Below are 23163 nucleotides of genomic sequence, written 5' to 3'. Positions count from 1 at the left end.
TTACGCCGGCGCCACTGCCGCCGCCGGCTTCGGCGCCGGCCGCGAGATCGCCAGCGTGATCAGGGCCGCGACGATGCAGAGCGCACCGGCGGCGAAGAACGCGTGCAGGTAGGTCCCAGAGACCGTCCGCCACAGGCCCGCACCGAAGGCCGCGACGCCGGCGCCCAATTGGTGGCCGGCGAAAATCCAGCCGAACACCAGATTGGCGCGTTCCGCTCCGAACCGCTGCGCGGTCAGGCGTACCGTCGGCGGCACCGTGGCGATCCAGTCCAGTCCATAGAACACCGCGAACACCGACAGGCCGTAGAACGAGAAATCCGTAAAGGGTAAGAACAGCAGCGAGAGCCCACGCAGGCCGTAATACCAGAACAGCAGCCAGCGATTGTCGTAGCGGTCCGACAGCCAGCCGGACACGATGGTGCCGACGAAATCGAAGATGCCCATCGCGGCAAGCAGGCTCGCGGCCTGGACCTGCGGGATGCCGTAATCGAAGCACATCGGAATCAGGTGCACCTGGATCAGGCCGTTGGTGCTGGCGCCGCAGATGAAGAAGGTGCCGAACAGGATCCAGAACACTTTCGTCTTCGAGGCGTCGCGCAAGGTGCCGAGCGCCGCGGCCATGATTGGCGCGTTGCTCGGCGGCGGCGCTGCGATCGGCTCGGTGCCCGTATCGCCGTATGGACGCAAACCGAGGTCGCTCGGGCGGTCGCGCATGATCATCGCCACGGCAAAGGCCGCGGCCGAGCATCACGCAGATCAATCCCAGCGCGGTCCGCCAGCCGTAATGCTGCGTCAGCGTGGCGAGTAGCGGCAGGAACACGAGCTGGCCCGTCGCCACGCTCGCGGTGAGGATGCCGACCACCAAACCGCGTCGCGCCACGAACCAGCGAGCCGAAATCGTGGCGCCGAGCACCAGCGCGGTCATGCCGGTGCCGAGACCGATCACGACGCCCCACAGCAGCATCAGGTGCCAGACCTGGGTCATGAACAGCGACGCGATCAGCGCTGTGCCGACGATCAGCAACGACAACAGCGACATGTTGCGCAGGCCGTAACGGTTCAGCAGGGCTGCCGCGAACGGCGCCATCAGCCCGAACAGGATGAAGCGGATCGACAGCGCCGAGGAGATCTCGGCAGCGCTCCAGTGGAATTCCTCCTGCAGCGGCACGATGAACACGCCGGGCGCGCCAACGGTGCCGGCCGAGATCAGCGCGGTGAAGAAGGTCACGCCGACCATCGCCCAGCCATAATGGATGTTGCGGCGGGCGAGGGCGGCGGAGAGCCAGTTCGAAATCATTGGGCCTCTGAAAAATTCAATTGGAAGGTTTGCAGGATGTGGCGGAGCACCACATCCTGACACAAACGCCTAGCGACATAAATGCTGAACTTCCCTCGTTTTCGGACATGCATCTAATGCACGATGCGCTCGACCGCGATCGCGGTGGCTTCGCCGCCGCCGATACAGAGCGCCGCGACGCCGCGCTTCAGGTTCTGCGCTTCCAGCGCATGCAGCAGCGTGACGATCAGGCGCGCGCCGGTGGCGCCGATCGGATGACCGAGCGCGCAGGCGCCACCGTTGATATTCAGCTTCTCGCGGGGAATCCCGAGGTCGCGCTGCGCCGCCATCGCCACCACTGCAAACGCCTCGTTGATCTCGAACAGGTCGACATCGCCGACGCTCCAGCCGACCTTGTCGAGCAGCTTCCGGATCGCCGGGATCGGCGCCGTGGTGAACCATTGCGGCTCCTGGCTGTGGGTGGCGTGGCCCTTGATCTCGGCGAACGCCCGCAGGCCTTCGCGATCGGCGAGCGAGCGCCGCGCCAGGATCAGCGCCGCGGCACCGTCGGCATTGGCGGAGGAGGCGGCGGGCGTAATCGTGCCGTTGGTGCGGAACGCCGCCTTCAGCCCGGGAATTTTGGCGGGATCGACCTTGAGCGGATGCTCGTCATTGGCGATCACGCGCGGACCGGTCTTCTCGCTGACGGTAATCGGCACGATCTCGGCCCTGAACGCGCCGCCTTCGACCGCCTTGCGGGCGCGCGTCAGCGTCTCGATCGCGTAGGCGTCCTGATCGGCGCGGGTGAACTGATAGGCTTCCGCGGTGGCCTCGCCGAAATCACCCATCGAGCGGCCGGTCTCGTAGGCGTCCTCAAGCCCGTCCATCATCATGTGGTCGATGATCCGGTCGTGCCCGGCGCGATAGCCTCCGCGCGCCTTGCTCAGCAGATAGGGCGCGTTCGACATGCTCTCCATGCCGCCGGACAGGACGATCTCGGCCGAGCCCGCCTTGATGATGTCGTGCGCCAGCATGGTGGCCTTCATGCCGGAGCCGCACACTTTGTTGACGGTGGTGGCGCCGGTGGCATCCGGCAGCTTGGCGCCGCGCGCGGCCTGACGCGCCGGCGCCTGGCCCTGGCCGGCCGGCAGCACATTGCCCATGAACACTTCGTCAATCCGCTCCGGCGCCAGTTTCGCGCGTTCCAGCGCCGCGCCGATCACGTGCGAGCCGAGCTTGTGGGCGCTGAAGGGCGACAATTCGCCCATGAAGCGGCCAAGCGGGGTGCGGGCGGCGGACAGGATGACGACGGGATCGGAGGCGGCCATGGCGGAACTCCCAGGGATGTTCGGATAATAAGATTATGAACATCATATGATGCGCTGCAAAAATTGCAACGGATGATCTCACGGAAATGGGTGGATCATTCCATGAGAAAATATCGCGATCGGATGAGCAGAATTGATCCTGCGATCGGATGAGCAGAATTGATCCGGTGATCGAGCAGGAGATGTGGAGCGGCTACGCGCTATTCCAGCCCGTCGAGCGCCGTCCGGATGGCGTTCTGGAACACGGCGATATCGCCGAGTTCATGGCCGAGCACCAGCGCCAGCCGGGTCAGGAACAGCGCCTCCCGCTCGGGCCCGGCCGAATCGATGGCCGTTGCGAGCGTCTCATAGGCGGTTTCGAAATCCGCTGATGGCATCGTGCTCATGCTCTGGCCCTCCCGAGGCACAAGGCGGCAGTCCGCAGCACCTCATTTGCGGCGATCGTTTTCCATCGCCCGGCGACATGCAGGTCGGGACGCAGCAGATAGAGCGTGCCGGGAGCCGCCGCGTACAGGCGAGCAATCTCGCCGTCGGCATCGCTGATGTGACTGGTTCCGATCAAGAGTGCGGCAAGGCGCTTGTCCGTGTTGCGAAGCCGGTCGAGGAGCATGATGTCGTCGGTGGACGGCGCGCCCCGGCAGAACAGGATGGCAGTCATGCCAATGCCGGCCTGATCCAGCAAATGACTGCCGTCGGGAAGCTTCGCGTTCGGCGCAACGCTGCCGCAGACGGGGCCACCCGTAAACTCGGCATCTCTGATGGCATAGGGTGTCAGCGGGCTCTCGGAATAGGTGTAGGGCTGCATCTGCCTGGGATTGGCGAGGCCACGCGGAAATTCGTGCTTCAGGCTCAGCGAGAGCGCCGCCTCGCGCGCCAGCCGCCAGCCACGGGTCGGCGGCGTCATGAAGCGCGTGCTCTTGGTGGCGTTGGCGAACACGTCCAGCGTGGCGCCGCGGCGCTCCGGCGAATAGCTGTCGAGCAGCGTTTCGTCCGCCTCGCCGTTGAGGACGAGCGCCAGCTTCCAGCCGAGATTTTCGGAATCCGCGAGGCCGTTGTTCAGCCCGCGCACGCCAAAAATCGGCACGACATGCGCGGCGTCGCCGATGAAGAACACCCGGCCGTGCCGGTAGTCGTCAAGGCAGAGCGTGTTGGCGGAATAGACGCTCCACCATTCCAGTTCCCACGGTCTGTCGTGGCCGATGTCACCAAGGATGGCGCCGACGCGGGCGCGGATGTTTTCCTCGCGCATCGCATCCTGTTCGCTTTCGCCTTCGCGAAGCTGGTAGTCGATGCGCCAGATCCCTTCCGGTTGCTTGTGGATCAGCACCGTGCCGCCGGGATTGCCACTCGGCTCGAAGAAGGCCCGGCGTTCGGTCGGGAAATCGTGATCCATGCGGATATCCGCAATCACGTAGCGACCTTCGTAATTGTCGCCCTTCATCCGCAACCCGAGCTGCGATCGGATCGGCGAGCGCGCGCCGTCGGCGGCCAGGACATACCCGGCATCGAGGCGGTAGTTGCCGGCGGGCGAGGCAATGCCGATCGAAACGCCATCCGCGTTCGGCTTGATGTCGGAAAGCTCGCTCTGCCAGCGCATGTCGATGAGGTCGCACGCCGCGACCGCGTCATGCAGATATTGCTCGATATACTGCTGCTGCAGATTGTACATCGGCAGATATTTTTCATTCGGCGGATGCGGCATCTCGAGCCGGAAGATCTGCTCGCCGCGGTAGTAGCTGCGGCCGTAGCGCCATCCCAGTGATTTCTGGAGGAAGGGCGCGACCGCGCCGATCCGTTCCAGGATATGCATGCTCGGCCGGGCGATGCAGAGTGCGCGGCTGCCGTCGTTGAAAGTGTCCTTGCGATCGATCAGCACGCTGCGAACGCCGTAGCGCGCCAGCACCAGCGCTGCCGTCATCCCGATCGGGCCGGCGCCGACGATCGCAACGGGATGGCGAGCGGCCACGCCGTCCAGTTCGGGCACGCGCCGCGCCGGAAAGATCGGATAGTTGAAGTAGAGCGAATCCAGCGGCCCCTTGCCGGCAGGTCTCATGCGTTTCCCGCTTTGTTCATCCGGTTCCTTGTTCACGCCGACTACAGCTTGAAAGAAGCGGGATGGCAAGGCAGCATGTGTCGAACGCGAACAACCTTCACGATTGAAAGAAGGCCGTACGATGAATCAGCCAGCCCGCAGCGAGCAGACGGAATCCAACGAAGTTCTCTACGAGGTCGACGAGGGTATTGCGGTCATCACGCTCAATGCGCCTGAGCGTATGAACACCATCTCCGGGCCGATGCTGAACGACCTGACGCGCCTCCTGATCAGGGCCAATGAGGACAAGGCCGTGCGCTGCGTGATCCTGACCGGCAAGGGGCGGGCCTTTTGCGCGGGGCTGGATTTGCGCAAGGAGCGCAGCGGGGATGGGCTCAGCTCGGCCTCATCGAGCACCTCGCTCGACCTGCGCAACACGCCGCCGACGGTGATGCAGGCGATGGACAAGCCGACGATCTGCGCCGTCAACGGCGGCGCTGCGGGCTACGGCATGGATACCGCGCTCGGTTGCGACATCCGCATCATGGCGGAATCCGCCAAATTGGCTGCCGCCTTCGTCAAGCGCGGGGTAGTACCGGAGTCCGGCGGCACCTGGTTCCTGCCGCGCATGATTGGTTGGGCCAAGGCCTCCGAACTGATCTTTACCGGGCGCACGCTCAGCGCGCGCGAATGCCTCGAATGGGGACTCGCCAACGAGGTGGTTCCTGATGCGGATCTGATGGGGAGGGCGCGTGCGGTGGCGCGGGAGATTGCCGCCAATGCGCCTTTGGCGGTGCAGGCCGCCAAGCGGATGATGCGGATGGGGCTGAACGAAACATTCCCGGACCATGTGCACCACGTCTATCTGCAGCTCCTGCCGCTGTTCAAGACGCAGGACATGCAGGAAGGCATCAATGCCTTCATGGAGAAGCGCGAGCCGAAATTCGAGGGCCGTTGAGGCGGGGGATAAATTGTCGTGACGTGGCCGCCTTTTGCGGCGAAGCGCGCCGGGATCTCAGATAGCGCCTGAAAACGAGAACTTGCTTACGTCCAGATGTGATTGACCAAGCGCCATCTGCGCAAGGGTTTCTCCAACAGCTGCGGAATGTTTGAACCCGTGTCCCGAGCACGGCGAGGCGATGATGACGTTCTTCATGTCGGGGTGATGGTCAATGATAAATCGGGCGTTCTTCACACAGGTGTAAAGGCACACCTTCGCCTTCACGCAATTTTCGTCGAGGCCGGGGAAGAACGGCCCGACATAGGTTCTGAACATCCTGGTGATCTCGTCTGGATCAACGCTCCGGCGAACCGTGTCGGGCGTCGTAGTATCGACATACTGCTCGGTGGCGATCTTCACCCCTTGTTCGGGGTGGCCAATCAATGGAAAGCCGTAGATGCTCTGGGGTGCCGGAAGTTGCCAGATGTAAACCGGAAATCGCTCTGGAAGAAATTCCGGGTATTGGTGCTGGTTTTTCAGGCCAAACCAGTAAAGCACCTGCCGTGTTATGCTGAATTGCCGATCCAGGCCTAATACCTGGTTGATCCATGGACCAGCGGTTACGATGAGTTTTTTGGCGCGATAGGTGCTGACGCCTGTCGTCACCTGCACGCCGTCGCCATCGGGTTCGAATTTGAGCACCTTCTCGTAAAAGCGCAGCACGGCGCCCGAGGTGGCCGCGAGCTGAAGCTGTGCCTCGACGCATGATTCAGGTCGCACAAAGCCGCTGACCTCGTCGAAATAGGCTTCGTCGTCGTCGTTGACATTGAAGGCGGGAAAACGTTCCTTGATCGTTTTGCCATCCAGAATTTCGTAGTGGATCCTGGCCTCGTCGGCCGCTGCCACCGTGGTCTTGAGGAATTCCGGATTTTCATGTCCAGCTGCACGCTGACCCTTGCCTGAGATCACCAGCAGTCCATTTTGGGTGAAAAGATCCCGACCGGTTCGGCTCTCGATGTCGCGCCATATCTCGTGCGACCGCTGGGCAAATGGCGAATACTCGGGACCCTCGCCGCAGGCGATACGCGTAATTCGGGTATCGCCGTGCGTCGAACCCAACTCATGAGGCGGCTTGAACTGATCAATCCCGAGAACGGAGGCGCCTCGACTGGCCAGCTGGTAAGTCGCGGCGGAGCCCATTGCTCCCAAACCGAGTACGATTGCGTCGAACGACCGTTCCATTTCTTCTCCTGCGCCTATCGCTTCCGGTCGAGAAATCCCTGCATCATCCGCTGCGGTTCGCCGGTCAGGAAGGACTGCCCGAATACGCCAACGCTAAGATTGACAGATTCCGTCAGCGGCAGCTCTTCCCATTGTCGCATGAGCGCCTTCTGCGAACGCAGCGCTTCCGCTCCGCATTCGAGCAGCGCCTTGACCGTATGCTCGACCGCGTCATCGAGGCCGCCGGCCGGCGCGACCTTGTCGACCAGTCCCCAGGCCAGCGCCGTCGGCGCGTCGATGTTTTCGGCCGTCATGACAAGCCAGCGGGCGCGGCCCCAGCCGATCAGCCGCGGCAAGAGTGCTGCGTGGATCACCGAGGGAATCCCGACCTTGACCTCCGGCATGCCAAAATGGGCGTCGTGCGCGGCAATCCGGAAATCGCAGGCAGCCGCGACTTCAAGGCCGCCGCCGAGACACCAGCCCGGCAACCGCGCGATCACGGGCGCCGGGAATTGGCGCACGGCTTCGCAGAGGTCGCGCAGCCGCGTGATGAAGGCTTCGGCGGATTTCTGGTCGAGTTTTGCCATTTCCTTGATGTCGGCGCCGCCGATCATGCTCTTCTCGCTTTGGCCGGCCAGGATCACCGCGCGAATGGTCCGATCGGTGGCGAGTTTCTCAAAGCCTTCGCGTACGCCTGATGTGACGGCCGAGCTCAGGATGTTCAGCGAACCGGCGTTGCAGATCGACAGCCGCACCACGCCGCGCGGATCGCGGTCGATACCGCAATGGGGATTGAGCATTTCCATCTGATTTTCTCTGATTGGTTTTGGTTTTTGGGTTCAATGGCACGGTTCACGCCACTTCCCGGACAATGCGCTGAATTGTCAAGGGCAGGCAGGCGAGAGGCGTTGCGCGGCGACGGTCGGCCATATAATATGACAATCGTCATCTAAAAGGAGTTGCCATGAGCGCGATTGATACCGCCGACCTGTTTTCTTCAGCCATGCGCCGGGAGCGCGTGGTCGACTGGCAGGCGCCGGGGCCGGCCGCGAAGGCCGCCGCAGGGATGACGGGCATGGAGGCGATGTGCGCGATCCGCGACGGCGTGCTGCCGGAACCGCCGATGGCCCGCCTGATCGATTTCCGCCTTCGCACTGTCGAACCGGGGCGGATCGTGATGGAACTCCAACCGCACGAGAGCCTGGAAAATACCATCGGTCTGCTGCACGGCGCAACCGCGGCAGCTCTGCTCGATACCGCCATGGGTTGTGCGATCTCGACCATGCTTCCGGCCGGGCAGGGCGCGGTGACCCTCGATCTCAAGCTGACCTATCTGCGACCGCTCTCGGTCAAGTCGGGCAAGATCTCGGCCGAAGGCAAAATCATAAAACTCGGCCGCCAGACCAGCTATACCGAAGGCTTTGTCCGCGACGGCGCCGGCAATCTTGCAGTGCACGCGACCGCCACCTTCTCGATGATCGGCGAGGGGCCTAAGACGAAATAGGTGCAGCTTTTTTCGTACGCAACTGCTATTATATGACTGCAAACATCTAATGGTTCAGGAATCGCGATGCGCTATTCGAAGGAGCACAAGCAGGAAACCCACGCGCGGATCGTGAAGAAGGCGTCCGTGCGGCTTCGCGAAAAGGGCGCGCATGGCATCGGCGTCGCCGACCTGATGAAGGAGGCCGGCCTGACCCATGGCGGCTTCTACGCCCATTTCGATTCCCGCGAGGCGCTGGTCATCGAAGCCTTTGCCTATGCGATGGACCGCTCGACCGAGCGCTGGCGCAAGGTCGCCGACGAGACCCCGCCGGACAAGCGTCTCGCAACCATCGTCGAGAACTATCTGACGCCTGTTCATCGCGACGATCCCGGCCATGGCTGCGCGATTCCGACGCTCGGCGCCGAGATCGCGCGTGAGAGCGCGAAGACGCGGAAGGCTTTTGCGGCCAAGCTGGAAGCGATGATCGACATGATGGCCGATCAGATTCTCGACGTGCCGCGCAAAGTCGCGCGCAAGCAGGCGGTCGCGGCGCTCGCGACCATGATGGGCACGCTGGTGCTGTCGCGGATCGCCGGCAATGGCGAGTTTTCCGACGAAATGCTGGCCGCCGGGCGCGAGGCCGTGCTCGGTCGCGCGGCGGCGGCGAAACCGGCGGCGAAGAAGGCCGCAGCGAAGTCGAAGCCGAATTAGAAGCCACCACCACCGCTGTCGTCCCGGCGAAGGCCGGGACCCATACGCCGTGACGGCCGTGTTGGAAAAGAAAGCAATTAACAACGATCTCGGCAGACGATTGCAGCCTGTGGTTATGGGTCCCGGCCTTCGCCGGGACGACACACGTCGCTTCACCGCCCACTAAACAGCGCGCGCTCGTTCTCCACCGTCTCATAGATGTAATCCGCCACCGCGCGGATCCGCGCCAGATCCTTGCTGTCGGCATGCATCAGCAGCCAGAACGTCCGCGAGATCGTGATCTCGTCCGGCAGCACCGGGCGCAGCTCGGGATGCGCCGTCGCCATGAAATGCGGCAGCACGGCGATGCCGAAGCCGGCGATGGTGGCGTTGAGCTGGGCGATCAGATTGGCGCTGCGGAATTTAGCGGAGATCTTCGGGCTAACCTGCGGCAGATAATCCAGTTCCGGCGTGAACAGCAGTTCCTCGATGTAGCCGACGAAACGATGTGCGGCGAGGTCACTGCGCCCGGTAATCCCGGGCGCGCGATCGAGATAGGCGGGGGCGGCATAAAGCCCGAGGCTGTAGTCGAGCAGCTTGCGCCCCACGATCCGGCCTTCCTTCGGCATCGTCAGGCTGATCGCGATATCGGCCTCGCGCTTGGAGAGGCTGAACAGCCGCGCGGTGGCGACCAGCTGCAGGTCGAGGTCCGGGTATCGCTCGACGAATTTTACCAGCCGCGAGGCTAGGAAGTGGCTGCCAAACCCGTCCGGCGCCCCGATCCGCACCGTGCCGGTCAGATGCGCGCGGGAGCCGCCGACCGCCTCCTGGTTGGCGACGATGGTCGATTCCATTGCTTCCGCGCTGTCGGCGACGCGCTGGCCGGCCTCGGTCAGCAAATATCCGGTTTTACGCCGATCAAACAGTTTTGCGGACAGATGCCGTTCCAGCCGGTCGACACGCCGGATCACTGTGGCATGATCGACGCCAAGCTGTTTTGCGGCAACGGATACCGTTCCGCCGCGCGCAATCGCCAGCAGAAAACGGAAGTCATCCCAATCGATCGTACCGCCGCCTTGATCCAGCATTTCCGCACATCTATGGTGCAATTTATCGCACTTGTATCCTAGGAAATGCAGGTCAAAAAGGGCGGTAAAGCGATCTAACCGGGTCTAGGGAGAAGATTCATGCGTTCAATCGGACATTTCATCGGCGGCAAAGAGGTCAAGGGCAATTCGGGCCGGACGGCCGACGTTTTCGAGCCGATGACCGGAGACGTCCAGGCCAAGGTGGCGTTAGCCTCCAAGGCCGAGGTTCGCGCCGCCGTCGAGAACGCCAGGGCAGCTCAGCCGGAATGGGCCGCGACCAACCCGCAGCGCCGCGCGCGCGTGATGATGAAATTCGTCGAACTGGTACAGCGTGATTACGACAAACTCGCTGATTGCCTTGCGCGTGAGCATGGCAAAACCGTTCCCGACGCCAAGGGCGATATCCAGCGCGGACTCGAAGTCGCCGAATTCGCCTGCGGCATTCCGCACCTGATGAAGGGCGAATACACCGAAGGCGCCGGCCCCGGCATCGACATCTATTCGATGCGGCAACCGCTCGGCGTCGTCGCCGGCATCACGCCGTTCAATTTCCCGGCGATGATCCCGATGTGGAAATTCGCGCCGGCGATCGCCTGCGGCAATGCCTTCATCCTGAAGCCGTCGGAGCGCGATCCCGGCGTGCCAATGATGCTGGCCGCCCTGATGATCGAGGCCGGCCTGCCGCCCGGCGTGCTCAACGTCGTCAACGGCGACAAGGAGGCCGTCGACGCCATCCTCGACGATCCCGATATCAAGGCGATCGGCTTTGTCGGCTCGACGCCGATTGCGCAGTACATCTACGAGCGCGCTGCACAGACCGGCAAGCGGTGCCAGTGTTTCGGCGGCGCCAAGAACCACGCCATCGTCATGCCCGACGCCGATATGGACCAAGCTGTCGATGCCCTGATCGGCGCCGGCTACGGTTCGGCCGGCGAGCGCTGCATGGCGATTTCGGTCGTGGTGCCCGTGGGCAAGACCGCCGCCGATCGCCTGATGGAAAAGCTGATCCCGCGCGTGGAGTCGCTCAAGATCGGCACCTCGATCGATCCCTCCGCCGATTACGGCCCGCTGGTGACGCGCGAAGCGGTCGAGAAGGTGAAGAGCTACATCGATATCGGCGTCAAGGAAGGCGCGACGCTCGCCGTCGACGGCCGTGGCTTCAAGATGCAGGGCTATGAGAAGGGATTCTATCTCGGCGGTTCGCTGTTCGACAACGTCACCAAGGACATGCGGATCTACAAGGAAGAGATTTTTGGGCCGGTGCTGTCGGTGGTGCGCGCGCACGACTACAAGGAAGCGCTGGCGCTGCCGTCGGACCATGACTATGGCAATGGCGTTGCGATCTTCACCCGCGACGGCGACGCCGCGCGCGATTTCGCCGCCAAGGTCGAAGTCGGCATGGTCGGCATCAACGTGCCGATCCCGGTGCCGATCGCCTATTACACGTTTGGTGGCTGGAAGAAGTCCGGCTTCGGCGATCTCAATCAGCACGGCCCGGATTCGATCCGCTTCTACACCAAGACCAAGACCATCACCTCGCGCTGGCCGTCGGGTGTGAAGGAGGGCGCGGAGTTCTCGATTCCGACGATGAACTAGCGCGCAGAAGCCGAGCGCAAAATGCATTTCGCTCTCAACGAGGACCAGATTGCGGTTCGCGATATGGCGCGGGAGTTCGCCGCGGAAAAAATCGCGCCGCATGCGATCCGCTGGGACGAGGAAAAGCATTTTCCCGTCGACGTGATGCGCGAGGCCGCGACGCTCGGCATCGGCGGGGTCTATATCCGCGACGATGTCGGCGGCTCGGCGCTGACGCGGTTCGACGCCGCGCTGATCTTCGAGGCCCTGGCGCAGGGCTGCCCGACGGTGTCGGCGTTCATCTCGATCCACAACATGGCGTCCTGGATGATCGATGCCTATGGCAACGATACCCAGCGCCAGAAGTGGTTGCCAAAACTCTGCACCATGGAGCTGCTGGCGAGCTATTGCCTGACCGAGCCGGGCTCCGGATCGGACGCGGCTGCCTTGCGTACCCGCGCGGTGCGCGACGGCGATCACTACGTGCTCAACGGCCAGAAACAGTTCATTTCAGGCGCCGGCAAGGGCGATCTCTATGTGGTGATGGTGCGCACCGGCGCCGATGGCCCCGGCGGCATCTCGACCCTGGTGATCGAGGGCGATACGCCAGGGCTGTCGTTCGGCGCCAATGAGCGCAAGATGGGCTGGAACGCCCAGCCGACCCGCGCGGTGATTTTCGAAAACGCTCGCGTGCCGATCGAAAATCGCCTCGGCGACGAAGGGATCGGCTTCAAGATCGCGATGGCCGGGCTCGATGGCGGCCGCATCAACATCGCCGCCTGTTCGCTCGGCGGCGCGCAGAACGCGCTCGATAAATCGCTTAGCTACATGAAAGAGCGGAAAGCCTTTGGCAAGCGCCTCGACGAATTCCAGGCGCTGCAGTTTCGCCTCGCCGACATGGCGACCGAACTGGAAGCTGCGCGGACCTTTGTGTGGCGCGCAGCCGCCGCGCTCGACCGCAAGGATGCGGACGCAACCATGCTGTGCGCGATGGCCAAACGCTTTGGCACCGATGTCGGTTTCGAGGTTGCCAACCAGGCGCTGCAACTGCATGGCGGCTACGGTTACCTCAGCGAATACGGCATCGAAAAGATCGTGCGCGATTTGCGCGTGCACCAGATCCTGGAAGGGACCAACGAGATCATGCGGTTGATTGTGTCGCGAAAACTGATCGAAGGCGCGCGATGACAGCAGTCGAATCGCCAGAGGGTGACCTGATCGCGCGGCGCGAGGGATCTTGCGGCGTAATCCGCCTCAACCGGCCGAAGGCGATCAATGCCGTGACGTTGGAGATGTTCCGCGACATCGACAAGGCGCTCGATCAGTTCGAGGCCGATCCAGCGGTCGCGGTGATCCTGCTTGAGGGGGCAGGCGAGCGCGGCCTCTGCGCCGGCGGCGATATCCGCGCGCTCTGGGAAAGCTCGAAGGTCGCCGGCGATCTCGGCAAAATCCTGTGGCGCGAGGAATACATCCTCAACGCCCGCATCAAGAGATTCCCAAAGCCCTATGTCGCCTTCATGGACGGCATCGTAATGGGCGGCGGCGTCGGGCTATCCGCCCACAGCAGCCATCGCGTGGTGACCGAGCGGACAAAGCTCGCCATGCCTGAAGTCGGCCTCGGATTTTTCCCAGATGTCGGCGGCACCTGGCTACTCTCGCATTCGCCGGGCGAGATCGGAACCTATTTTGGCCTGACCGGCCAAACCATGAATGGTCCAGACGCGATTAATGCGCGCTTTGCCGACACGGTGGTGCCGTCGGCCAAATTGGCCGCGCTGCGCGAGGCGCTCACCAAAGTCCGGCCCGGAGCAACATCAGCCGAAATCAAGACCCTTATTGATGGCTTTGCGACCGGCGAGACTGCCGGTCCCGTCGCCGCGATACAGGCAAAAATCGACAACTGGTTCGCCCATGACCGGATGGAAGATATCGTCGCCGCCCTGCAGCGCGACGGCTCGGAACTGGCGCTTTCAACGCTGAAGACGCTTGGCGAAAAATCGCCGCGCGGCATGGTGGTCACGCTGAAACTGCTGCGACTGGCGCGGGCGTCGTCCTCGATGGAAGAATGCCTGGTGCGGGAATATCGCGCGGCCCTCGAAGTGTTTGCCAGCGACGACTTTCGCGAGGGCGTCCGCGCCGCCGTGATCGACAAGGACCGCAGTCCAAAATGGTCGCCGCCACGGATCGAGGACGTGACCCCTGCGATGCAGGCGCCTTATTTCGCCGAGATCGGCGCCGACGAACTCAGGTTCAACTGAAACAACAAGAACAGCTCACGCGGAGGATTCGAGATGGCAACTATCGCATTCATTGGCCTCGGCAATATGGGCGGGCCGATGGCGGCCAACCTGGTCAAGGCCGGCCATAAGGTCATCGCCTTCGATCTGGTCGAGGCCTCCAAGAATCAGGCCAAGAGCGACGGCGCCACGATTGCGGAAAGCGCCGCGGCCGCGGTGAAGGGGGCGGATACCGTCATCACCATGCTGCCCGCGGGCAAGCACGTGGTCTCGGTCTGGACCGACGTGGTTCCGGCGATGGCCAAGGGCGCGCTGATCATCGATTGCTCGACCATCGACGTCGAGAGTGCAAAACAGGCGCATGCGCTGGCGGCCAAGCACGGCATGGCTTCCGTCGATGCACCGGTGTCCGGCGGCACCGGCGGCGCCAAGGGCGCGACGCTGACCTTCATGTGCGGCGGCGAGGAGAAGGCGTTCGGCGCCGCCAAGCCGGTGCTGGAAAACATGGGCAAGAAGATCGTGCATTGCGGCGGCGCCGGCGCAGGGCAGGCGGCCAAGATCTGCAACAACATGATTCTTGGCATTTCCATGATCGCGGTCGGCGAGGCCTTCGCGCTCGCCGAGAAACTGGGCCTGTCGCATCAGGCGTTGTTCGACGTCGCCTCGACCTCATCGGGACAATGCTGGTCGCTGACGACTTATTGCCCGGTGCCGGGCCCGGTTCCGACCTCTCCGGCCAACAACGACTACAAGCCCGGTTTCGCCTCCAATCTGATGGTGAAGGATTTGACGCTGGCGCAGGACGCCGCCAATGCCGCGGGCGCCGCGACCCCTCTGGGCAAGCACGCGCAGGAGATCTACAAGGCGTTCGACGCCGCCGGCCATGGCGGGGTGGATTTTTCCGGGATTATCCAGCACGTTCGGAGTCTCGCCGGGAAATAACGGAGAGCCGATGACGAGTTTCCAGGAAGCGCGCGCCTTTCTGCTCAAGCACCGCACCGACTACGACACCGCGGTAAAGGGGTTCCGCTGGCCGGATCCGGTTCCGTTCAATTGGGCGCTGGACTGGTTCGATGCCGAACTGGCGCGTAACTCCGACAGCAAGGACCGCGCGGCGCTGTGGATCGTCGATGCCGGCAGCGACAAGGAGACAAAGCTTTCCTTTGCCGCGCTGTCGCGCCGTTCCAACCAGGTCGCCAACTTCCTGCGCGCACAGGGATTGAAACGCGGCGATCATCTGCTGCTCTTGCTCGGCAATGTCGTGCCGCTGTGGGAGACCATGCTGGCGGCGATGAAGCTCGGCGTCGTCGTGATTCCAGCGACCACGCTTCTGACCCCCGATGAATTGCGCGACCGGCTCGACCGCGGCCGGGCGAAGGTGGTGGTGGCCTCGCAGGATCAGGTCGCAAAATTTGCCAGTCTCGGCGCCGAAGGCCTGGTGCGCATCGTGGTCGGCGCGACATCGAAGCACGAGGGCTGGTTGCCGTTCGAAGAGGCTGCCGGCGCTTCGGAAACATTCGCAGCCGATGGTCCGACCAACGCCGACGACGCGATGCTGCTCTATTTCACCTCGGGCACCACGGCAAAGCCAAAGCTGGTGCGGCACAGCCAGCGCAGTTATCCCGTCGGCGCGTTGTCGACGATGTTCTGGCTCGGGCTGCAGCCGGGCGATGTGCATCTCAACATTTCCTCGCCGGGCTGGGCCAAGCATGCCTGGAGCTGCTTGTTCGCGCCCTGGAATGCCGGGGCCACCGTGTTCGTGGTCAACCAGCCGCGCTTCGACGCCAAGGCGTTGCTCGCGACCATCGGCCGTTGTGGCGTGACGACCTTGTGCGCACCGCCGACGGTGTGGCGGCTGTTCATCCAGGAGAAGCTTGCGGCCTTCAAAGTCTCCTTGCGCGAAGTCTGCGGCGCCGGCGAGCCGCTCAATCCCGAAGTCATCGATCAGGTCCGCACCGCCTGGGGCCTGACCATCCGCGACGGCTATGGCCAGACCGAAACCACGGCGCTCGCCGGTAATTCGCCGGGCCAGACCGTCAAGGTCGGATCGATGGGCCGGCCGTTGCCCGGCTACCGCGTGCAGATCACCGACAATGATGGCCACGCGACCAAAGAGGGCGAGGTGACGCTGGTGCTCGGCGCGGACCGTCCGGCCGGCCTGATGCAGGGCTATCAGGGCGAGGACGGCAAACTGAGCGGCGCCGATGGCGACCTCTATCGCAGCGGCGACGTGGTGTTCGCCGATGACGAGGGTTATCTGACCTTTGTCGGCCGCTCCGACGACGTCTTCAAATCGTCCGACTACCGCATCAGTCCATTCGAACTGGAGAGCGTGCTGCTGGAGCATGAATCGGTCGCGGAGGCCGCGGTCGTGCCCAGTCCCGATCCGATCAGGCTCGCAATCCCGAAAGCCTATGTCCTGCTGGTCGCGGGCGTCGAGCGCACGCCGGAGACCGCGCTGTCGATCTTCAACCACCTGCACACCCGCCTGGCGCCGTTCAAGCGTATCCGCCGCATCGAGCTTGTGACCGAGCTGCCGAAGACGATTTCGGGAAAAATCCGCCGCGTGCAATTGCGCCGGCTGGAGCACGACGACAACCGCGCCGATGCGCTGCGCGGGACGGAATTCCGCGAAGAACAGTTTCCGGAGCTGCAGAAGGTGCGGACTGCCGGATTGGAGACCTGAGTAATGAATGAAGTCTGGAAGAAACCGCCGGTCTCGTTTGAAGCCTATCAGGCCATGGTCGGCAAGGAGATCGGCGTCTCGTCCTGGCACCTGGTCGATCAGGCCAGGATCAACCTCTATGCCGACGTGATCGAGGACCACCAGTTCATCCATGTCGATCCCGAGCGCGCCAAGAAGGAAACCGCTTACGGCACCACCGTGGCGCACGGCTTTCTGACGATGTCTCTGCTGTCGATCATGTCCTACGAGGTGATGCCGGTCATCGAAGGCACCACGATGGGGGTCAACTACGGGTTCGATCGGCTGCGGTTCATGTCGCCGGTGCGCGCGGGCTCCCGCGTCCGCGGCCGTTTCACGCTGCTGGAGGCAATTTTGCGTAAGCCCAAGGAGCTGCAGTCGCGCACCAATGTCACCGTCGAGATCGAGGGTGAAGCAAAACCCGCTTTGGTCGCCAACTGGCTCGGCTTGATCTATTTCGCGTAAGGTTTCGCCAGTCATGCCGGGCTTGACCCGGCAATCCATCACTGCTCAAAAACCTCTCGATTTTGGGTGGATGCCCGGGTCAAGCCCGGGCATGACGAAGAGCAGGAACTGCAATCATGACAATCAGGTTTGACGGACGCGTCGCAATCGTCACCGGCGCGGGCAATGGTCTGGGACGGGCGCATGCGCTGGGGCTGGCCAGCCGCGGCGCCAAGGTCGTCGTCAATGATTTCGGCGGCGCGCGCGACGGCACCGGTGGCTCGCTGACCCCGGCCGAGACCGTGGTTGAGGAAATCCGCAAAGCCGGCGGTACCGCGATCGCCGACGGCGCCGATGTCTCCAATTTCGAGCAGGTCACGGCGATGGTCGAGCGCGCCACCAAAGAGTGGGGCAGCGTCGATTTGCTGTGCGCCAATGCCGGCATCCTGCGCGACAAGTCGTTCACAAAAATGGAAGTCGCCGATTTCGCGAAAGTGCTGGATGTCCATCTCACCGGCACCTTCTATTGCTGCAAGGCGGTGTGGGCCGGCATGCGCGAGCGCAATTACGGCCGCATCGTCGTCACCACCTCCTCATCCGGCCTGTTCGGCAATTTCGGCCAGGCCAATTACGGCGCGGCCAAAGCCGGCATGATCGGCCTGATGAACGTGCTGGCCGAGGAGGGCCGCAAGAACAACATCCGCGTCAACACCATCTCGCCGACCGCGGCGACGCGCATGACCGAGGAACTGCTGCCGCCGCAGGCGCTGGCGCTGATGCGCCCCGAGGCGATCACGCCGGCGGTGGAATTCTTGCTCAGCGAGGACGCGCCGACCCGCACCATCATGGGCGCCGGTGCCGGCTCGTTTGCGGTGATCAAGGTCGTCGAGACCGAAGGCATCAACCTGGCCCAATCCGACTGGACGCCGGACGCGATCGCCGCGAACTTTGCCGCGATCGGCGATATGTCCACGGCGAAGGCGCTGCAGGGCGCGTTCGAGCAGACGCAGAAGTACGTGGGGCAGGCCGCGGCGAGAGCGGGGATCAAGCTGTAGCGCTCGCCGTCATTCCGGGGCGAGGCGAAGCGTCGAGCCCGGAATCTCGAGATTCCCCAGGGCGCAATTGCGCCCCTGAGGTCTGGTCCTTCGGACCATCCCGGAATGACGTTCTTTTTTGCGGTAGGCGAATCCGGCTTACACTCACGCCATGTCATCGCCTCGCGCCAACAACATCGCCATCATCGGTGCCGGCCCCGCCGGCCTGATGGCCGCCGAGGTGTTGGCCAATGGCGGCGCTGCCGTCACCGTCCATGACGCGATGCCGTCCGCCGGCCGCAAGCTGCTGATGGCCGGGCGGGGCGGGCTCAATCTGACGCACAGCGAACCGCTGCCCGCGTTTCTCTCGCGATACGCCGAAGCAATGCCGAACCTGAAGGCGGCCATCGATGCCTTTCCGCCACAGGCGCTGCGCGACTGGAGCGAGGCACTGGGGCAATCGACCTTTGTCGGCTCCAGCGGCCGGGTTTTCCCAAAGGCGTTCAAGGCCTCACCGCTGCTGCGGGCATGGCTGCGGCGGCTGGACGGGCAAGGCGTTCAACTCGCGCTGCGCCATCGCTGGACCGGGTGGGATGACAACGGCCGCTTGCTTTTTCAAACACCCGATGGCCAACGCGAGATCGAGGCGACGGCAACCGTGCTGGCGCTCGGCGGCGCTAGCTGGCCACGGCTCGGCTCCGACGGTGCATGGGCGGAAACGCTTGCCGCCAAGGGTGTGACGATATCAAAGCTGCGCCCGGCCAATTCCGGCTTCACCGTCGCTTGGTCCGACATTTTCCGCGATCGTTTTGAAGGCCAACCGCTGAAAGGCGTCGCGCTGACGTTTGGCGCGCGCACCGTTCGCGGCGAAGCGATCGTCACCCGAACGGGCATCGAAGGCGGCGCGATCTATGCGTTGTCGGCGGACTTGCGCGAAGCGATCCCCAGCGCGGGGCAGGCGACGCTGCAGATCGCGCTGCGCCCTGATCTGGCGATCGAGGAATTGACCGCGCGGCTCTCGGCGCCAAAGGGCAAACAATCCCAGTCGAATTTCCTGCGCAAGGCCGTGCATCTTTCGCCTGTTGCGATCGGGTTATTGCAGGAGGCGGTCAAGATATCCGGCGTGTCGATGGCGTCGCTATCGCCACCTGATCTCGCCCGTCTGATCAACGCCGTGCCCATAGAACTCAACGGCGTCGCGCCGATCGCGCGCGCGATCTCGACCGCGGGCGGTATCGCCTTCGACGAACTCGACGACGCCTTCATGATCCGTCGTTTGCCAGGCGTATTCGCCGCGGGTGAAATGCTGGATTGGGAAGCCCCAACTGGCGGCTATCTGCTGCAGGCGTCGTTTGCCACCGGCGCTGCGGCGGGCAGGGGCGTATTGAAGTGGCTCAGCCTGGCTTCGTAGGGTGGCAAAGCGAAGCGTGCCCACCATTTCGTTGGATAGATAGATGGTGGGCACGGCGCGAAGAGCGCGCCTTTGCCCACCCTACGTGCGTATCACCGCAACTTCCCCCGCGCCGCGACCGGCAGCGTTCCAAGAATCTCGTCGCCGCGCACCATCACCACTTCGTCCATCATGTTGACGACGACGCAGACATGGTTGGGCACGATCCGCACGACGTCGCCGACGTTCGGCCGCGTATTGCTGCGGGTGAGGTCGAGGAAGCCATGCTCTTCGGCAAAACGCGCGATCTTGGCTTCGGGATGCTCGAGGATCAGGCCGTGGCCTTCGAGCCCGCCGGTGTCGGACGTCAGTGTCTTGGAGCCGGCATCGAGAATGCCGCGGTCCGGACCGGCGCGGCTGACGACCGTTGAATAGATGCTGAGTGCGCAATCGTCCCAGCTGGCGACGCCGGCCGCGACCTGCATGCGGTCGTTGTAGATGTAGGTGCCGGGCCGATGCTCGGTGGCGCCCTTGAGCTTGCCGACATTCTTCATGTTCGGCGAGCCGCCGGTCGAGACCATGGTTGCATCGAGGCCGTGGGCGCGGACGCCTGCCAACGCCTCGTCAAAGAACTTCTGCGCTTCCGCCCAGCCGGTTTCGGTCGGGTACAGCATGAAGCCGGCGAATTTCAGCCCCTTGGAGCCCGCGATCTCGCGCGCCAGCGCGATGGATTCCGCCGGGGTCTCGACGCCGGCACGCTTGCGGCCAGTGTCGCATTCGACCACCACCGACAGCTGCCGGCCGGATGCAGCGGCCGCCTGCGGCAGGCCCGCCACCACGACGGAATTGTCGCAGGCGACCGTCATGTTGGCCTTGCCCTGCAGCGCGCCGAGCCGGGCCATCTTCTCCTCGCCGATCAGATTGTAGCTGATCAGGATGTCGTCGATCCCGGCGTCCGCCATCACTTCGGCCTCACCCAGCTTCTGGCAGGTGATGCCCTTGGCGCCAGCCTTGATCTGCATCGCGGCCAGCAGCGGGCTCTTGTGGGTCTTGATATGCGGCCGGTTGGCGACGCCTGCGGCATCGCACGCCGCCTGGATCCGCGCGATGTTGCGCTCGACCCGGTCCATGTCGATCACGGCGGCGGGGGTGCCGTATTCACGGGCGATCTTGGCGGCGAGGGGTGTGGTCATTTTTCACTCCAATTCAGCATGCTCGTCATTGCGAGCGAAGCGAAGCAATCCATCTATCCGAGGTGCAGAATGGATTGCTTCGTCGCTGCGCTCCCTTGCGCAAACGCTTCGCGTTTGTCGCAGGCAATGACGATGGCAACCATCCCACGCATCATGCCTGTTCTATCTCTTCGCGCAGCACCTCAAGCTCCAGCCACTTGTCCTCGGCTTCCTGCAATTCCTTCTGCGCCTTTGTAAGCGCATCGGAGGCGGAATCAAACTTCTTGCGGTTCTTCTTGTAGAGATCGGTATCGTCGAGGATGCGCTGCTGCTTGGCAATCTCGGCTTGCAGCTTCGCCATGGTCTTGGGTAGCGTTTCCAGCGCGTGCTTTTCGTTGAAGTTCAGGCGCCGTTTCGGTCCGGTCGAAGGCGATCCAGCGGCAACCCTCGCTTCCCGTTTCTCTTCGGCGACCTTTACCGCCTCGCGCTTCAGATCCGCGCCGCGCTGCGCCAGCATGTCGGTATAGCCGCCGGCATATTCGATCCAGCTTCCGTCGCCTTCGGGCGCGATCACCGAGGTCACGACGCGGTCGAGGAAGTCGCGGTCATGGCTGATCAGGATCACCGTGCCTTCGTAGTCGCCGAGCATTTCCTCGAGCACGTCGAGGGTTTCGAGGTCGAGATCGTTGGTCGGCTCGTCGAGCACCAGCAGGTTGGATGCCTTGGCCAATGAGCGAGCCAGCATCAGCCGCCCGCGTTCGCCGCCCGAAAGTACCTCCAGCGGCGTGCGCATCTGCTCCTGCGCGAACAAAAAGTCCTTCATGTAGCTGACGACGTGCTTCGGCTTGCCGCCGATCATGACGTGGTCGCTGCCGCCCCCGGTCAGGGCGTCGGCCAGCGTCGATTTGGGGTCGAGGCTTTCGCGGTGCTGGTCCAGCGTCGCCATCTCGATATTGGCGCCGAGCCGGATCGTGCCGCTGTCGGGCGGACTGCCGCCGGTCAGCATGTCAATGAGCGTGGTCTTGCCGGCGCCGTTCGGGCCGACGATGCCGATGCGGTCGCCGCGCTGCACCCGGATCGAGAATCCGTCGACGATCTTGCGGTCGCCAAAGGATTTGCCGATGTTCTTGGCCTCGATGACCAGCTTGCCCGATTTGTCCGCTTCGGCGGCGGCGAGGCTGGCATTCCCGGTCGCGCCGCGATAAGTGCGCCGCTGATCGCGCAGGGCATGCAGATTGCCGAGCCGCTTGACGTTGCGCTTGCGGCGGCCGGAGACGCCGTAGCGCAGCCAGTGCTCTTCGTTGACGATCTTGCGGTCGAGCTTGTGCTGGTCGCGCTCTTCCTCGGCCAGCACTTCGTCGCGCCAGGCCTCGAATGCGGAAAAGCCGCGGTCGATCTGCTTGATCTGGCCGCGGTCGAGCCAGGCGGTAGAGCGCGACAGGTTGGAGAGGAAGCGGCGGTCATGGCTGATGATGACCAGCGCACAGCGGCGGCTCTCCAGCTCGCCTTCCAGCCATTCGATGGTGGTGAGATCGAGATGGTTGGTCGGCTCGTCCAGCAGCAAAATGTCGGGGGCGGGCGCCAACACCCGCGCCAGCGCCGCGCGGCGGGCTTCACCGCCCGAGACATGGGCGGGATCTTCATCGCCGCTCAAGCCCAGCTGCTCGATGAGATAGCGCGCCTGATAATGGTCGTCGCCCGGATTGAGTCCGGCCTCGACATAGGCCAGCGTCGTCTTGTGCGCGCCGAAATCAGGCTCCTGCGGCAGATAGCGGATGGTGGCGCCGGGCTGCACGAAGCGGCTGCCGCTGTCGGGCTCGACGAGTCCGGCGGCGATCTTCAGCAGCGTCGATTTGCCGGAGCCGTTGCGGCCGATCAAACACACGCGCTCGGCCGTCGACACGGACAGTTCCACGCCCGACAACAGCGGCGTGCCGCCAAACGTTAGCGCGATATCTTTCAACTGGATCAGCGGCGGCGGCATCGTTCAGCTCAATTCTGGTTCGGCGCAGGCGGCAAAGCCCGCTGACGCTGGATGCGCCGGATAGTCTGGTCGAGCGCGGAGAGGAACGCCGAGCGGTCGCGCGGCGCAAAGGATCGCGGGCCGCCCGTCACTTCACCGGACGAGCGCAGGTCGGTCATCAGATTGCGTACCGCGAGCGTCATGCCGATCGATTGTTCGGTGAACGGCTTGCCGTTGGGGGCCAGCACCTCGGCGCCGGCTTTCACGCAGCGGCTCGCCAGCGGAATATCCGAGGTGATGACGATATCGCCTTTGCCGGCGCGTTCCGCAATCCAGTCGTCAGCGGCATCCATCCCGGCGCCGGCGGCGATCCGCTCGATCAGCGGATCCTGCGGCACGCGGATGAAATTGCCCGCGACCACGCTGACGGGCAGGCCGTGCCGGCTCGCGACCTTATAGATCTCGTCCTTGACCGGGCAGGCGTCGGCGTCGACATAGATGCGGGGTGGATTCAAGTCAGGCACTTCAGTCGGTTTATTGGGGTGGATTCGGTCTCGTCGTCTCGTCCGCGCGTGGTACTCCA

The 23163-nt window shown here is 63.7% G+C and carries 20 protein-coding genes and 1 pseudogene; 11 read left to right on the top strand and 10 right to left on the bottom strand.

Going from position 1 to position 23163, the window contains the following annotated elements; genetic code table 11:
* The 4 genes and pseudogenes from JQ611_RS03430 to JQ611_RS03415 all read right to left on the bottom strand — a co-directional run bounded on the left by JQ611_RS03430 (position 1) and on the right by JQ611_RS03415 (position 4657).
* Positions 1–1297, bottom strand: a pseudogene (locus JQ611_RS03430) (MFS transporter).
* 113 nt (positions 1298–1410) lie between these two features.
* On the bottom strand, positions 1411–2604 hold the full coding sequence (locus JQ611_RS03425) for an acetyl-CoA C-acyltransferase (protein ID WP_212464513.1): 1194 nt from the start codon (positions 2602–2604) through the stop codon (positions 1411–1413).
* 200 nt (positions 2605–2804) lie between these two features.
* Entirely contained in the window at positions 2805–2990 is a 186-nt protein-coding gene (locus tag JQ611_RS03420) for a DUF2783 domain-containing protein (RefSeq protein ID WP_192739698.1), read from the bottom strand.
* The gene (locus JQ611_RS03415; RefSeq protein WP_212464512.1) at positions 2987–4657 is read right to left on the bottom strand and encodes an FAD-dependent monooxygenase; all 1671 of its coding nucleotides are present in this window, start codon (positions 4655–4657) and stop codon (positions 2987–2989) included. The genes JQ611_RS03420 and JQ611_RS03415 overlap by 4 nt, the downstream gene beginning before the upstream one ends.
* A gap of 121 nt (positions 4658–4778) precedes the next feature.
* Here JQ611_RS03415 and JQ611_RS03410 point away from each other — a divergent pair, with 121 nt between their 5' ends.
* The gene (locus JQ611_RS03410; protein WP_212264934.1) at positions 4779–5594 is read left to right on the top strand and encodes an enoyl-CoA hydratase/isomerase family protein; all 816 of its coding nucleotides are present in this window, start codon (positions 4779–4781) and stop codon (positions 5592–5594) included.
* A 57-nt stretch (positions 5595–5651) separates the two neighbouring features.
* Here the strand turns inward: JQ611_RS03410 and solA are convergent, their stop codons facing one another.
* A complete protein-coding gene (gene solA / locus JQ611_RS03405) occupies positions 5652–6818 on the bottom strand; it encodes an N-methyl-L-tryptophan oxidase (protein ID WP_212264933.1) in 1167 nt (388 codons plus the stop codon).
* 14 nt (positions 6819–6832) lie between these two features.
* Entirely contained in the window at positions 6833–7603 is a 771-nt protein-coding gene (locus JQ611_RS03400) for an enoyl-CoA hydratase (protein ID WP_212264932.1), read from the bottom strand.
* Positions 7604–7761: 158 nt separating this feature from the next.
* On the opposite strand from JQ611_RS03400, the gene JQ611_RS03395 reads away from it, so the two are divergent.
* Both JQ611_RS03395 and JQ611_RS03390 read left to right on the top strand, forming a co-directional pair.
* Complete coding sequence (locus tag JQ611_RS03395; RefSeq protein WP_212264931.1) at positions 7762–8301, top strand: PaaI family thioesterase; 540 nt, start codon at positions 7762–7764, stop codon at positions 8299–8301.
* Between the two features lie 66 nt (positions 8302–8367).
* Entirely contained in the window at positions 8368–8994 is a 627-nt protein-coding gene (locus JQ611_RS03390; protein WP_212264930.1) for a TetR/AcrR family transcriptional regulator, read from the top strand.
* Between the two features lie 152 nt (positions 8995–9146).
* Here JQ611_RS03390 and JQ611_RS03385 read toward each other — a convergent pair whose 3' ends face one another.
* Positions 9147–10061: a LysR family transcriptional regulator gene (locus JQ611_RS03385; protein ID WP_212464511.1), complete on the bottom strand. Its 915-nt coding sequence runs from the start codon at positions 10059–10061 to the stop codon at positions 9147–9149.
* A 99-nt stretch (positions 10062–10160) separates the two neighbouring features.
* On the opposite strand from JQ611_RS03385, the gene JQ611_RS03380 reads away from it, so the two are divergent.
* The 8 genes from JQ611_RS03380 (at position 10161) to JQ611_RS03345 (ending at position 19466) form a co-directional block, all read left to right on the top strand.
* Positions 10161–11657, top strand: coding sequence for a CoA-acylating methylmalonate-semialdehyde dehydrogenase (locus JQ611_RS03380; protein ID WP_212464510.1), 1497 nt, complete (start codon positions 10161–10163; stop codon positions 11655–11657).
* A 21-nt stretch (positions 11658–11678) separates the two neighbouring features.
* Positions 11679–12824 carry an isobutyryl-CoA dehydrogenase gene (locus tag JQ611_RS03375; protein ID WP_212464509.1) on the top strand — a complete coding sequence of 382 codons (1146 nt, stop codon included), beginning with the start codon at positions 11679–11681 and terminating at the stop codon, positions 12822–12824.
* Complete coding sequence (locus JQ611_RS03370; protein ID WP_212464508.1) at positions 12821–13894, top strand: enoyl-CoA hydratase/isomerase family protein; 1074 nt, start codon at positions 12821–12823, stop codon at positions 13892–13894. Before JQ611_RS03375 ends, JQ611_RS03370 begins: the two co-directional genes overlap by 4 nt.
* A gap of 33 nt (positions 13895–13927) precedes the next feature.
* Positions 13928–14815 (top strand): 3-hydroxyisobutyrate dehydrogenase, encoded by an 888-nt coding sequence (gene mmsB / locus JQ611_RS03365; RefSeq protein ID WP_212264925.1) that lies wholly within the window; start codon positions 13928–13930, stop codon positions 14813–14815.
* A gap of 10 nt (positions 14816–14825) precedes the next feature.
* Positions 14826–16559 carry an AMP-binding protein gene (locus JQ611_RS03360; protein ID WP_212464507.1) on the top strand — a complete coding sequence of 578 codons (1734 nt, stop codon included), beginning with the start codon at positions 14826–14828 and terminating at the stop codon, positions 16557–16559.
* 3 nt (positions 16560–16562) lie between these two features.
* Entirely contained in the window at positions 16563–17042 is a 480-nt protein-coding gene (locus JQ611_RS03355) for a MaoC family dehydratase (protein WP_212264923.1), read from the top strand.
* Between the two features lie 116 nt (positions 17043–17158).
* Positions 17159–18076 (top strand): SDR family NAD(P)-dependent oxidoreductase, encoded by a 918-nt coding sequence (locus JQ611_RS03350; RefSeq protein WP_212264922.1) that lies wholly within the window; start codon positions 17159–17161, stop codon positions 18074–18076.
* 208 nt (positions 18077–18284) lie between these two features.
* Positions 18285–19466 carry a TIGR03862 family flavoprotein gene (locus JQ611_RS03345; RefSeq protein ID WP_409411248.1) on the top strand — a complete coding sequence of 394 codons (1182 nt, stop codon included), beginning with the start codon at positions 18285–18287 and terminating at the stop codon, positions 19464–19466.
* Positions 19467–19558: 92 nt separating this feature from the next.
* Here the strand turns inward: JQ611_RS03345 and JQ611_RS03340 are convergent, their stop codons facing one another.
* The 3 genes from JQ611_RS03340 to JQ611_RS03330 all read right to left on the bottom strand — a co-directional run bounded on the left by JQ611_RS03340 (position 19559) and on the right by JQ611_RS03330 (position 23095).
* Positions 19559–20638 carry a D-TA family PLP-dependent enzyme gene (locus tag JQ611_RS03340; protein ID WP_212464505.1) on the bottom strand — a complete coding sequence of 360 codons (1080 nt, stop codon included), beginning with the start codon at positions 20636–20638 and terminating at the stop codon, positions 19559–19561.
* A 151-nt stretch (positions 20639–20789) separates the two neighbouring features.
* Positions 20790–22601 (bottom strand): ABC-F family ATP-binding cassette domain-containing protein, encoded by a 1812-nt coding sequence (locus tag JQ611_RS03335; protein ID WP_212464504.1) that lies wholly within the window; start codon positions 22599–22601, stop codon positions 20790–20792.
* A gap of 8 nt (positions 22602–22609) precedes the next feature.
* Positions 22610–23095 (bottom strand): YaiI/YqxD family protein, encoded by a 486-nt coding sequence (locus JQ611_RS03330; RefSeq protein ID WP_212034138.1) that lies wholly within the window; start codon positions 23093–23095, stop codon positions 22610–22612.
* Between the last annotated feature and the right edge of the window lie 68 nt (positions 23096–23163).

The sequence above is a fragment of the Bradyrhizobium sp. AUGA SZCCT0182 genome, assembly GCF_018130185.1.
In the GTDB taxonomy this organism is placed as follows: Bacteria; Pseudomonadota; Alphaproteobacteria; order Rhizobiales; family Xanthobacteraceae; genus Bradyrhizobium.
The sequence above is the reverse complement of the archived record's forward strand: the minus strand, read 5'-3'. Positions and strand labels throughout refer to the sequence as shown.

Excerpts from the sequence above, each read along its gene's own strand:
- JQ611_RS03420 (WP_192739698.1), bottom strand. The coding sequence starts at position 2,990 with ATGAGCACGATGCCATCAGCGGATTTCGAAACCGCCTATGAGACGCTC.
- JQ611_RS03375 (WP_212464509.1), top strand. The coding sequence starts at position 11,679 with ATGCATTTCGCTCTCAACGAGGACCAGATTGCGGTTCGCGATATGGCG.
- JQ611_RS03345 (WP_409411248.1), top strand. The coding sequence starts at position 18,285 with ATGGCCGCCGAGGTGTTGGCCAATGGCGGCGCTGCCGTCACCGTCCAT.
- JQ611_RS03335 (WP_212464504.1), bottom strand. The coding sequence starts at position 22,601 with ATGCCGCCGCCGCTGATCCAGTTGAAAGATATCGCGCTAACGTTTGGC.
- JQ611_RS03360 (WP_212464507.1), top strand. The coding sequence starts at position 14,826 with ATGACGAGTTTCCAGGAAGCGCGCGCCTTTCTGCTCAAGCACCGCACC.
- JQ611_RS03340 (WP_212464505.1), bottom strand. The coding sequence starts at position 20,638 with ATGACCACACCCCTCGCCGCCAAGATCGCCCGTGAATACGGCACCCCC.
- solA (WP_212264933.1), bottom strand. The coding sequence starts at position 6,818 with ATGGAACGGTCGTTCGACGCAATCGTACTCGGTTTGGGAGCAATGGGC.
- JQ611_RS03415 (WP_212464512.1), bottom strand. The coding sequence starts at position 4,657 with ATGAGACCTGCCGGCAAGGGGCCGCTGGATTCGCTCTACTTCAACTAT.
- JQ611_RS03410 (WP_212264934.1), top strand. The coding sequence starts at position 4,779 with ATGAATCAGCCAGCCCGCAGCGAGCAGACGGAATCCAACGAAGTTCTC.
- JQ611_RS03390 (WP_212264930.1), top strand. The coding sequence starts at position 8,368 with ATGCGCTATTCGAAGGAGCACAAGCAGGAAACCCACGCGCGGATCGTG.
- JQ611_RS03370 (WP_212464508.1), top strand. The coding sequence starts at position 12,821 with ATGACAGCAGTCGAATCGCCAGAGGGTGACCTGATCGCGCGGCGCGAG.
- JQ611_RS03380 (WP_212464510.1), top strand. The coding sequence starts at position 10,161 with ATGCGTTCAATCGGACATTTCATCGGCGGCAAAGAGGTCAAGGGCAAT.
- mmsB (WP_212264925.1), top strand. The coding sequence starts at position 13,928 with ATGGCAACTATCGCATTCATTGGCCTCGGCAATATGGGCGGGCCGATG.
- JQ611_RS03350 (WP_212264922.1), top strand. The coding sequence starts at position 17,159 with ATGACAATCAGGTTTGACGGACGCGTCGCAATCGTCACCGGCGCGGGC.
- JQ611_RS03395 (WP_212264931.1), top strand. The coding sequence starts at position 7,762 with ATGAGCGCGATTGATACCGCCGACCTGTTTTCTTCAGCCATGCGCCGG.
- JQ611_RS03400 (WP_212264932.1), bottom strand. The coding sequence starts at position 7,603 with ATGGAAATGCTCAATCCCCATTGCGGTATCGACCGCGATCCGCGCGGC.
- JQ611_RS03385 (WP_212464511.1), bottom strand. The coding sequence starts at position 10,061 with ATGCTGGATCAAGGCGGCGGTACGATCGATTGGGATGACTTCCGTTTT.
- JQ611_RS03355 (WP_212264923.1), top strand. The coding sequence starts at position 16,563 with ATGAATGAAGTCTGGAAGAAACCGCCGGTCTCGTTTGAAGCCTATCAG.
- JQ611_RS03425 (WP_212464513.1), bottom strand. The coding sequence starts at position 2,604 with ATGGCCGCCTCCGATCCCGTCGTCATCCTGTCCGCCGCCCGCACCCCG.